Origin of the sequence: Catenulispora pinisilvae, from assembly GCF_015356865.1 — a bacterium.
GTDB classification, from domain to species: Bacteria; Actinomycetota; Actinomycetes; order Streptomycetales; family Catenulisporaceae; genus Catenulispora; species Catenulispora pinisilvae.
The window spans coordinates 1-11,171 of record NZ_JAAFZA010000300.1 but is presented as its reverse complement, the minus strand read 5'-3'; the positions used below and the strand labels follow the sequence as shown (position 1 = coordinate 11,171).

The following is an 11,171-nucleotide window of genomic DNA, read 5'->3' as shown; positions in this document are numbered from 1 at the left end:
GGACCGGACCTTGCCCTCACAATCAGCCGTCTCCGGAGTCCCGGTATCCGTCCGCATGGGGAGCGTCCACCGGAATGCCCATCGCGACTCCGGCCCGGAGCGCGGCCTGTGCCTGCGCGGTCGCGTGTGCACCCCACCCCAGCAGCTCAGGTGCCCGCGTCAGACTGGTCATCAGTCGGCGGTTAGTCCGGCCGTCGTCGGTGTCGGGATCCGGACCGATCGGGTCGTAGCTCGTGATCGGGGCGGCGTAGCGGAGTTGGGCATATGGCTCGGGGCGCGCGGGGTCCCCGGTCACGACCTGGTGGCCCAGGAAGGTGGCGCGGCCGGTGTCGATGTGGATCTGGGATTCCTCCAGGGCCTCGCGGTAGGCGGTAGCCAGCGGGTCGCCACCGTCGGTGGGCGCGGGCTGGCCGCCGGGCAGCATGTAGCGGTCGGGGTGGTCTGCGCCGCGGTCTTGGATCAGGACCCGGCCGTCGTGGGGGTCCAGAGCCCAGACGTAGACCTGGGTGACGAGCATCGCCTCGGGTACGAGCGTCTCATGCCAGGTGAAGCGGATCGTGTCGTCGAACACCAGGCGGTCCTCGGCCAGGATGTCCCGGCCGAGGACCGCCCGGTAGACCTCGTCGACGCTGCCGAACGTCGCCTCGGCCATCGGGAGGCCGAGCAGCGCCGCGGCCTGGTGGACTGCGGCCTGGTCGGGGCCTTCGATCTCCAGGAAGGTGTCCAGGCTCGGCCAGGTGTCGAAGTCGAACCGCGTCTTGTCCAGGCGCCATTCCTCACGATAGTTCTCCTGGAAGCGAACGGTTCGGAAGCCCATGGCGACAAGCAGACGCAGGGTTTCCTCGAACCCGGAGACGGTAATCTCGGCCTCGAGGGTGGTGTCGATCGCGGAGGCATCGGAGGTCGTCTGCTTATAGGTCAAGGTGACCTGGTCGCCTTCGTCACGCAGGCGGAGCCAGCCACCGCGCGCGGTGGTGTCGTCGTTCTTCAACACCACGCGGCGCATCAAGACACGCGGTCGGTGCAGCGCGGCGCCGTGCTCACGCAGGATCGCGATGGTCTTGTCGACGTCGATGGCTAGGAACCGGGCCTCATATTCGGTCTGCATGAAGGTTCTACCTCTATGGGTGTGTGGTCCGACCTGGCATGGAGGGGCTGTCACGTGGTGCGATTGCCTCCGGTCGTTGTGGCCGATCCCGCTGGACGAGGGGAAGCGCCCGTCACGATGCTGTCGCCTAGCCGGTCGAAGATGTCATCGACTGTCTGGTCCGGGCCCTGGCCGGTGGTGTCCAGCCACAGGCCCAAGTGCGGGGTCTGGTCCAGAAGGACCAGGTGAAGCTGTCCGAACTCCCACCACAGGTGTCCGTACGCGGTCTTGTCACGATCGCGGTCGCGCTGGCGGAGCGTCTCGGGGTCGGGGTTGAGGAACACCAGGTGCGCTTCGGGGCAGGGCAGCATGGCCAGGAAGTCGTTCAGGGCATCGCCGAGGATGTTGTCGTTGACCACCGCGTCGAATCCGCCGCGCAGGTAGACGGCGGCGACGGCCAGCGCCGCCTGGTAGCGCAGCCGTAGCTGCCGCAGCGCTTCGGCGTCGTAGTCGCGCGACATGTCCACGCGGCCGGTGACCGGCATGGCCCGGATGACGTCGCCCTCCACAACCATGCTGGCCGGGAGGCGCTCGGCAATGAGCCTGCTCACCGTTGATTTCCCGGCAGCGGGCACACCGGAGATGATGAAAAGCCTGGTCATCCTTGTTTCCGATCCGGGATCGTCAGACCGAGTCCTCGCAGGCCGTTCGGCGTACGGCGCAGGCGCTCATGGTGACAGAGCGTGCGACGGCGATTCCACCGGATTACGGCTCGCAACTATGGCTTGATCACCATGCACGGCGATTGGAGCCGCCGCTTGCAAAGGCAGCGGTTGGGGTTGTCGGGGTGAAAAAGCCTTCGCCGGGCCCGCCCCGACCCTGGCAGGGTGCTCGTGGACGGCCTCGGTGGACCAGCGCGAGGCCCCGCCTCATATCAGGGAGTGTTGATGCAGTGGGGACGGCGCCCGGCCTGGCCAGCCCTCCCGGCCGGCGTCCGCGACGGCATCGAGACCCTGCTGGGTGCGGCCGTCGTTGACGCGGTGACACCGCCTGGCGGGCACAGCCCGCAGCTCGCGGCTCGCCTGCGCCTATCTGACGACCGCACCGTGTTCGTGAAGGCCGCGCCGGGCGAGGCGGGCTTCGCCGAAACCGACCGGCGCGAGGCGGCGATCACCGCAGCACTGCCGGACAAGGCACCGGCACCGGCGGTGCTGGCGACCGGCGAGGCCGCCGGATGGTTCGTCGCCGTCTACGCCGATGTGCCCGGCCGGCACCCGAACATCAGCCCCGAATCGCTCGACCTCGACCCGGTGCTCGACACCCTCGCCGACGTCGCGGTCCTGCCGGTGAGCGCCGAGCTGCAGTCCGTTCTTCGCGGCACCGCGGACGTGGAGCTGGCCGGATACCTGCACGGCTGGGACGTTCTCGCCCACGACCCGCCGGACGACGTGGACCTGTGGGCGGCCCCTCGCCTGAGGCTGCTGGCGACGATCGAGGGCGATCGGGCCGGTGCGCTGGCTGGTACCGCGCTGAGCCATTCAGACGGCCGCCCGGACAACATGCTCATTGCCGACGGGCACGTCACCCTGGTCGACTGGTCGCACGCCTTGACTGGGGCGGCATGGCTGGACGCGGCGTTCCTGGTCCCGCAGATGATCCTGGACGGCTGGGAGCCCGCCGAGGCGCTCGCCGTGATCCGCCACCGTGTGCTGGGGGACGCCGATCAGGATGCCGTCACTGCGTTCTGGGTCGCGCTGACCGGCTACTGGCAACACGCCGGGCGGCAGCCCTCGCCGCCCGGGGCACCGGGGCTTCGCCCCTACCAGCGGGCCGCGGCAGCGGCCGGAACCCGGCTGCTGCAGCTGCTCATCGACTGAACAGGCTCACGGGGTCAGGGCCAGGCCCCTGGCCCCGCCGCCGCTCCCACACGCCCTTCGGTGAACGCGCCACACGGCCGGCACCGGTGCCCCGCAGGTGGCGGTGCCGGTGCCAGGCCGGACGGACTACGGCCGGGGCGGATCGGTGGCCCACTGGTATGCCGTCCCCTCGTGGACGGCGGCGTAGACGCGGTCGCGCAGGACGTTCGCGTCCTGGTCGGTCAACGTGCGCTCCAGGTGGCGCAGCACGATCCGCGGAAGTGCACGCCGAACCCCCGGCAGGTTTCGTTCGGGTTGTCCTGCGAGGGCCGCATGCTCCCAGGGTGCCACGGGTCACTGACAGGGTTCTGAGATTCTCCCCTTGAGTGGGTACTGCATCGGCCGCATCGCATTCTGGGGCGCTGCCGCCGCCAGGCTGGCGGTCGGCGTCATTCTTACCGACTGCTACTTACATCCCGGCTCGTCGGCGGGCCGTCGCAGCGGCATGTAAGCCGGCCCCGCTGCGGGCAGTTGATCGGGTCCTTCTAGGATTTGCGGCCGATGCCGCCGTACCCCCATACCTGGTCGGCCCAGTACGGGATCTCGCCGTCAGGACGCCAGGACGGGACGTGAACGATTCCGGGCTCCAGGACGTCCAGGCCGTCGAACAGCGTGCAGATCTCCGCGTAGGGGCGCAGGACGATCGGCGCGGTGGCCCGGTCGTAGGCGCGGGCGCCCTGCGCGCCGCGCTCGGGCTCGAAATCGTTGGTGATGTGGGAGATCACCAGGTGGCTGCCTGCGGGTACCGCGGCCATTAACTCCTTCACGATGCCGGCCGGGTCCTCGTCGTCCTTGACGAAGTGCAGGACGGCGAGCATGAGTACGGCGATCGGCTTGTCGAAGTCCACGGTGGCGCGTACGGACGGATCGTTGATGATCGACTGCGGGTCGCGGATGTCGGCCAGGACGACGGTGGTCCGGTCCGGTGCTGCGCCGCGCAGCAGCGCGCGGGAGTGCGCCGCGACACTGGGATCGTTGTCGACGTAGGCGACGCGCGCGGCGGGGTTCACGGCGCGGGCGACGTCACCGGTGTTCCCTGGCCCGGGAATGCCGGTTCCCAGGTCCAGGAATTGGGTGAACCCTGACTCCGCCAGGTGGCGTACAGCCCTGCCAAGAAAGTCGCGGTTCCCGCGCGACATCGCGCGGGCCTCGGGTACGACCTTGAGGGCGACTTCGGCGGCTTCCCGGTCAACGGGGAAATTGTCTTTCCCACCGAGGAAATAGTTGTACATGCGGGCGGGGTGGGCTTTGGTGGTGTCTATCTCCGGGGGGAGCCAGGCGGGTGCGACCAGGTTCTCCCCGAGCGGTTCCACGTCCGTCACGGCCGATCCCCTCAACGTGGCGGCCTGGATACCGCCGGTCGCGGTCGATCATAGCCGACCGTCGCCGTACCCTGACACGGGAAAGCGTAGCCTCCGGACGGGGTCCGCCGACTCAGCCCCGTAATCAGCGTGTCTCTGGCCCGCCTGGCCACTAACTTGTCGCCTGTGTACATGCAGAAGAGCGCGGTGGACTTCCGGCACCTGCTAGCCGTCTCCGACGACTACACCGTCGCTGGGCTCCTCGTCCACGGCTGCGCTACCGACTACCCGTACGACATGGTCACCGCCCAGCTGGCCGAGACCTTCCCGGCCCAGACGCCGAGGCTCGAGCCGGTGTCACCGGCCATGCCGCCGCTACGCGCGTTCACCGTCAACGGCCTCGTGTACTGGTACGCGGTGTGCTTCGGCGGGGCGATGCTGTCGCAGATCACCCACCTCGCGTGTGTACTGGGATCCAGAGTGAGCATCTTAATCGGGACCTGCGGCGGACTGGACCCGGCGGCTGCCACCGGCGACTTGATCGTGCCGACGCACGCCCAGGGAGATGAGAGCACCACCCGCGCCTACCGGCGCGACACCGGCGAAGACCGACACGAGCATCACGCCGATCCACAGCTGACCGGGCGACTCCTCAAGGTCCTGAAAAGGGGTCACCGTGTCGGCACCGGCCCCACCGTCACCTGCCAGGCCATCCTCGGCGAGACCTCCGACGACATCGAAGGCTGGTCCGCAGCGGGATACCACGGGGTCGAGATGGAGGCGGCGACGTTGCTGGCCACCTCGGCGCACTTCGGCGTGCCCGCCGCCGCCGTCCTCATGATCGCCGACAATCTCGCGGCAGGTCAGACACTCCTCGACCACGGCTACAGGCTCGGGCGGGAGCGCCGCCACGCGATCCTGCGCAGCGTCTACGGCGCCGCCGTCCCCGAACTCACTAACCGTAGTCGGAGGGCGAATATGGGCGGGGACTGGGCTGGCCGGCTGCCGGATCTGCTGACGCCGTGGGGACTGGCCGGCCTACGCGTAGGCGCCGAGCTGACGGGACTGGGCGACCGCTCCCGCACCTGGCGCATCGACGCCGCAGGCGGCCAGTACGCCGCCAAGCTGACTTTCGACGGCCCGGCATTCGTCGAGCCCGGCCTGCGCATCGCCGCAGCGCTCGACCAGGCCGGCATCCCCACTGGCGCACCTGTGCCGGCCGTGGACGGACAGTTGTGCCGGTCGGTAGGCGGGCCAGGGCGGGTCTGGACGCTGGCGCTACTGGAGTTCATGCCCGGTGAACCTCTGGATCTTGGCGACCCGCTGGCGGCCGAGGCGGCTGGGGATCTGCTCGGCCAGGTCCACCGCGCCCTGGGCGCGATGCCGGCGGCGCCCCGCCCGGCCGGAAAGCTGCTGGACTTCTACAACCAACAGGCCGACGCAGTCGGCGGAGCGGCCGGTGCGGCGCTGAAGCAGGCGCTGGTCGACATCCACGCGTTCAACACCCGGACCCCGCTGGACTTCGGCATCTTGTACGGCGATCCGGCGCCGGAAATCCTTCGCGATCCCGACACCGGCACGCTCGCCCTGATCGACTGGGGCACACCCAGCTTCGGCCCGCTTTTGCACGACCTGGTCGCCTGGCAGGCGTTCTTGACGGTGGGCCAGCCGCCGGATCGGGCAATGCGAACTCGCCGCCGATTCCACGACGCCTACCAGGCTCGCTACCCGATCGATCAGGGGCAATTCGCCGGCCAGGGTCTATTCGCCGCGTTGCAGAAGGCGATCAGCGCCGCGTTCGTCCCCGAGCCGCCGGACGACCCGCCGCCGCCGATCTGAGACAGGTACCACATGCCGGTATCGGCAGGGCAGGCGTAGGAAAGCCCTTCGACGCGGGAAGCGGCAGGATGCCGGGCTGCAGGAATGAGCACGCAACGAGGACGGCTTGAGTAGGTGCTCTGGCCGAGGCGGCCATGCCGTAGCCGGGGCGACGCGGTAGCCGTGTGGCGGACTTGTTGCGGCCCACGTTGGGTGACTGGGTATGTACCATAAGGGCTCTGATGCGCTCTGCCGGCGCGCGTTCGCTTTGGTCGCATAGACAGTTCTCTGCCTGACGGGATGTGGGGAGGCGGGTGGTCGTGGTGGGTGGAGAAGTGGCGCCTTGGCCGGTGTTGTTCGTGCCGGAGGAGCGGCTGGGGTGGTCGTTTAGCGATCGGGACCGGTTTCGCCGAACTTTCGCCGAACCTAAACCCAGTATCGCGCCTGCTGCTGAGGGCGAGAGCGATCGCGTGCAGGCGGTGCGGCGGAGGCTGCCCGGGCGCCTGGCCTGGACCTGGAGGTTTGCAGTTGTAGGTGCGGTCTTGGGGTGGGTGCTGCTTGTGCGGCGGCACACCGCACAGCCGGACCAGCATCTGTCGCCGGAGTCGGTGCTGATCGCGGGTGCTGTCGGTGCGGCTGTGGGGGCTGTGGCGTGGGTGGGCTTGCTGCTGGGGCATCTGTCCGTGGTCCGTCGTTATGGGTCCCGGCGTCAGGCAGTTCAGTTGCACCGTAACGACGCCGCGTTGGAGGCGTGGTCCGCTCGTCGGGCGGCGTTCGAGGATCAGGAGGGCCGGCGGCTGTCGTCCCTGCCGCAGTGGGTCTCGGCTCCGGCTCCGGGGCATCGCCGTATCGATGTGGTCGGCGGGAACCTATGGGGATGGGAGGCGTTTCTAACCGTGTTCGGCGCCTCAGCACTGGCCTCTCGTGGCCCGATGGTGGTCCTGGACTTGTCGGGCGAGCCGATCGTTGGCGAGCTGGCCCGCGGCGCTGTGGCATCGGGTCTGGACGTCGATGTGCAGATGCTGCCGGCCGAGCTGGCCGACAGCGACCTGCTGACCAGCCTAGACGTGCCGTCGCTGGTGGACATCTTCATCGAGTCGCTGCACGGCGGAGACAGTAAGGCCACGCGTGGCGAGCGTGTGTTGGACGCCCGGCTGCTGGGTGCGCTGTGCGAGAAGCTGGTTGCGGGCGGTCTGACGATGCCGCGGATCGCTGCGGGTGCCAGGGTGCTGCTGAACGAGCCGTCCGACGGTGAACAGCTGTCGCCGACCGAGCGGGCCGAACTGGCTGACCAGGTGTTCTCCGAGGCTTACCGGCAGCAGTCCTCGGGCAGTTTGCGTGTCATCGAGGCGCTGGCCGATTCGCTGGGTGGTCTGGGGCAGCGCACCCCACGTCGGCCACCGGCCGATTTGCAGTGCGTGTCGATTTCCACGACCTGGCGCAGCGGGGCCGGGGATTTCCTGGCCGATCTGGTGGTTGCCTGGGCCGCTCGGCAGATCGCCTCGGACATAGAGGTGGCGACCTTGGTGGTGGCCGGCGCGGACGAGTTGGCACCGCGGCACCTGGAGCGGCTGTCGGACTTGTGCAACCGGCGTGGGACTCGGCTGGTGGTGATGTTCCGGCACCTGCGGGAGGCCTCGTTCGAGATGCTGGGGGCGGGCCCGGTTGCGTTCATGAACCTGGGCAATCCCCAGGAGGCGGCCCGGGCGGCCGACTTTATTGGGCGGGACCACCGTTTCGAGATATCCGGGTTGACCCGGAGCATCGGCGGAGATCAGACGCACGGCGTGTCCGACAGCGACGGCGGCTCGGAAGGCGTCGCGCAGACCGGGGGCCGGGAGCGCGGTGCCAGCACCGGCGGTTTGGCAGTTGCGCCGTCGCGCAGCTGGGGCCGCTCGCAGTCCCAGACTCGCACCACCAGCCGGGACTGGGGCCAGACCGTGACGGCCTCGAACAGTCGCAACTGGTCGGATACCGAGTCTCGGGCACGGGTCTATGAGTACGCAGTGGAGCCGCGGGTCCTGCAGCAGCTGCCGGACTACGCCATGGTGCTCGTCGAACACGCCGTCGCCGGGGTCCAGGTTAAGGCAGTGGAGATCAACCCGGAGATCCCGCTGCTGCAGCAGGCCGATGCCGAGTGGTCCTATCAGGCCTCATCGATAGTAGCTAAGTTCACCCAGGGCGTTGAGGTACCCGTCGGTGCAGAAGCAGTGGCAGCGCCGCAGGCAGACGATCCTCGTGCTGTTACCGGGCCGGACGCCGTGTCGCACCCTCGGGGTTGGAGGAAGCGGTGACGGTCGAAGGGTTGTCTGGGTCGCCGATCGCCATACCGCCAGCCGTTCGCGGCTCTGAGACTAGCCCGTGGCCGCCAGGCGCGGTGTGCCGCATCGAAGAGGTCTACCGCCCTGCCCACGTTCCGGACGCGGGTCGCGCAGCGGTACGGGCGCCAGAGCGTACTGGGGCTACCATCGGCGCCTACCACCGGCACCTGGCCGACGGCCGGCTCCCGTTGATGCTCGCCTGGTATCGCCAGAGTCCCGGCGGCCCGGTCACCGTGATATCCACAACGACACCGGCCGGACCAGGGCTTCCAGCACCACTACTCTTCCCATCGGGCACCCGCGGGCGACTCATCGATGGCGCGTCGGCCGCCGCCGAGTTGGAGGGATTCTCCTGGTGGTCGCCGATCGCAGGCACGGTGGACGCCCTGCTGCCGGCCGCCGATGCCACCCGCCTAAGGCCTGCAGGGGCCACCGATCCGCTGGAACTAGAGCTGCTGGCGGCCTGGCACGGGCCGTTCGCCTGGCTGCTTATGGCCGAGCCCGTCAGCCCAGGCGAGTTGGACGAAGCGGTCGCTGCGGCAGCAGCCGCCGAGCGTGACGCCCGAACCCGCGGCACGTCGTCCCCGGAGTACATGCTGCGCACCGAACGCCTGGCCCGCCGACATCTGGAACTGCGCGCCGGGACCAGTACCGGCATGTGGCGGGTTCGGCTGCTGGCCGCCGGGGCCGACCCGGCCGCAGCAGCGACGGTGGCCGGGCTGCTGGTCGCCGGGCACGCTCCCGGCCAGACTCCCTGGGCCTTGGCCCCGCTGCCAGCGGTGCAGGGCCTTTCGGCCGTGTTGCAGATCGAGACTGGCGAGGAAGGGGAGCAGCGTGTGCCGTTCCTGGCCAACTCCGCTCGCCTGGCGCAGCTTGCCCATGTGCCGGCCACCGAGATCCCAGGCGTTCGCGTGGTCGAGCGGTCCACGTTCGACGTGACCGTCGAGACCGCCGGAGGCGATCGGGACGGTGCGGTTGTACTGGGCGAGGTCCTCGACCGTAACGAGCTTGCGGCCGGCCCGCTGGCCATCGGCCGCGCCACCTTGAACCGGCACGTGTTCGTGTGCGGAGCGACCGGGTCGGGCAAGTCCCAGACTGTCAGGACCCTGCTGGAAGGGTTCGGCGAGGCCGGCCCCGATGGCAGGGCCGTGCCGTGGCTGGTGATCGAACCAGCCAAATCCGAGTACGCACGGATGGCCGGGCGCCTGGCCGGACGCGCGGGCGTCCTGGTCGTCCGCCCCGGCGAGCCCTCCGACGCCCCCGGATGCCTCAACCCGCTTCAACCCGCGCCCGGCTTTCCGCTACAGACTCACATCGACCTGGTCAAGGATCTATTCCTGGCCTCCTTCGAGGCTGTTGAACCGTTTCCGCAGGTTCTGGCGCACGCACTGAACCGCTGCTACCGGGAGGCAGGCTGGGATGTGGCGCTCGGCGAGCCAGCAGACCCTTCGATCGTGCCGCGCTACCCGAACCTCGCCGACCTGCAACGCACCGCGCTGCAGGTGGTCGAGGAGATCGGCTACGGCCGAGAGATCACCGACAACGTGCGCGGCTTCATCGACGTACGCATCGGCAGCCTGCGCCTGGGCACCCCGGGCCGATTCTTCGACGGCGGACACCTGCTTGATATCGAGGACCTGCTGGAGCGCAATGTCGTTCTGGAGCTGGAGGATATCGGCGCCGACCAGGACAAGGCGTTCGTCATCGGCGCCGTCCTGATCCGCATCAGCGAACATCTGCGTGCCCGTGCCGCCGCCGGACCGGTGCGCCTGCGACACGTCACCGTCATCGAGGAAGCCCACCGGCTGCTCAAACACGCCGAACCGGGCAGCCCGGCCGCGCATGCGGTGCAGACCTTCGCCGGGTTGCTGGCCGAGATCCGAGCCTACGGCGAGGGCGTTGTCGTCGCCGAGCAGATCCCGGCCAAGATCCTCTCCGATGTCCTGAAGAACTGCGCCACCAAAGTCGTGCACCGGCTGCCCGCCAAGGAGGACCGCGACGCCGTCGGCGCCACCATGAACCTCACCCCTGAACAATCCAAACTCCTGGTCACCTTGCCCCCAGGCCGGGCCGCAGTGTTCACCGAAGGCATGGACGCCCCCGTACTGGCCACCATGCCCTTAAACGAGCACCGCGAAGACGCCGCCGGCGCCGAACGCCTCCCACGAATCACCCCGCGCAGCATCGCCTGCGGAACCCTGTGCCGGGCACGACCCTGCACCCTGCGCGAGATCACCACCGCCGACCGCCTGGCCGACGACCCCCGCCTGATCCTGTGGATCGAGCTGCTCACCGTCGCCCACCTGGTCGGGGAACCCCAGCCCGAACCGGCCGGAACCTGGCTGGAGCAGCTGCGCGACCACACCGACCCCCGGCAGCTCCAATGCGCGCTGGCCCACCGCATCCAGGCCGCGATCGACGCCCGCTATGCGGGCCTGGCCGTGCACTACGCCCCGGAAACCCTGGCCGCTCACCTCGCCGAGGCCGCGACGCGCCGCCTGGCCGGAGGGCGCGGGCCAGGACCCTGCGACGGCACCGAGACCGGCTGGCAGGCCGGACGCTACCGCTGGGTCGACGTCGCCCGCGCCCTGACCGCCGCCCAGAACAGCCACGGCCGCAACATCCATCCGGACACCGCGGCCTGGCAGCAGCGGGGCCTGACTCTGGCCGGCGACGACGCAGCGGCACAACTGGCGGCCTTCCACACCCACCCCGACAACCACCTGCC

8 protein-coding genes are annotated in these 11,171 nt (G+C 69.4%); 4 read left to right on the top strand and 4 right to left on the bottom strand.

Annotation, left to right across the window (positions count from 1 at the left end; all coding sequences use genetic code 11):
* Positions 1-22: 22 nt before the first annotated feature.
* Positions 23-1,108: a CYTH domain-containing protein gene (locus IZR01_RS43850; protein ID WP_194898453.1), complete on the bottom strand. Its 1,086-nt coding sequence runs from the start codon at positions 1,106-1,108 to the stop codon at positions 23-25.
* Between the two features lie 50 nt (positions 1,109-1,158).
* On the bottom strand, positions 1,159-1,749 hold the full coding sequence (locus IZR01_RS43845; RefSeq protein WP_194898454.1) for an AAA family ATPase: 591 nt from the start codon (positions 1,747-1,749) through the stop codon (positions 1,159-1,161).
* 285 nt (positions 1,750-2,034) lie between these two features.
* Between IZR01_RS43845 and IZR01_RS43840 the strand changes: the two genes are divergently transcribed.
* Positions 2,035-2,964: a phosphotransferase family protein gene (locus IZR01_RS43840; protein WP_194898455.1), complete on the top strand. Its 930-nt coding sequence runs from the start codon at positions 2,035-2,037 to the stop codon at positions 2,962-2,964.
* A gap of 126 nt (positions 2,965-3,090) precedes the next feature.
* Here IZR01_RS43840 and IZR01_RS52750 read toward each other — a convergent pair whose 3' ends face one another.
* Positions 3,091-3,213: a hypothetical protein gene (locus tag IZR01_RS52750; RefSeq protein WP_267254988.1), complete on the bottom strand. Its 123-nt coding sequence runs from the start codon at positions 3,211-3,213 to the stop codon at positions 3,091-3,093.
* Positions 3,214-3,488: 275 nt separating this feature from the next.
* A complete protein-coding gene (locus IZR01_RS43835) occupies positions 3,489-4,325 on the bottom strand; it encodes an SAM-dependent methyltransferase (protein ID WP_194898456.1) in 837 nt (278 codons plus the stop codon).
* Positions 4,326-4,496: 171 nt separating this feature from the next.
* Here IZR01_RS43835 and IZR01_RS43830 point away from each other — a divergent pair, with 171 nt between their 5' ends.
* The 3 genes from IZR01_RS43830 to IZR01_RS43820 form a co-directional block, all read left to right on the top strand.
* Positions 4,497-6,143 carry a phosphorylase family protein gene (locus tag IZR01_RS43830; protein ID WP_194927276.1) on the top strand — a complete coding sequence of 549 codons (1,647 nt, stop codon included), beginning with the start codon at positions 4,497-4,499 and terminating at the stop codon, positions 6,141-6,143.
* Between the two features lie 293 nt (positions 6,144-6,436).
* The gene (locus IZR01_RS43825; protein ID WP_194898458.1) at positions 6,437-8,416 is read left to right on the top strand and encodes a hypothetical protein; all 1,980 of its coding nucleotides are present in this window, start codon (positions 6,437-6,439) and stop codon (positions 8,414-8,416) included.
* Positions 8,417-8,820: 404 nt separating this feature from the next.
* Positions 8,821-11,171: ATP-binding protein (locus IZR01_RS43820; protein ID WP_194927275.1), on the top strand; the 2,351-nt coding region annotated here is incomplete at its 3' end.

What these genes read in the sequence shown, in the direction of transcription:
- IZR01_RS43850 (WP_194898453.1), bottom strand. Translation starts at nt 1,108, where the DNA reads ATGCAGACCGAATATGAGGCCCGGTTCCTAGCCATCGACGTCGACAAG.
- IZR01_RS43845 (WP_194898454.1), bottom strand. Translation starts at nt 1,749, where the DNA reads ATGACCAGGCTTTTCATCATCTCCGGTGTGCCCGCTGCCGGGAAATCA.
- IZR01_RS43840 (WP_194898455.1), top strand. Translation starts at nt 2,035, where the DNA reads ATGCAGTGGGGACGGCGCCCGGCCTGGCCAGCCCTCCCGGCCGGCGTC.
- IZR01_RS43830 (WP_194927276.1), top strand. Translation starts at nt 4,497, where the DNA reads ATGCAGAAGAGCGCGGTGGACTTCCGGCACCTGCTAGCCGTCTCCGAC.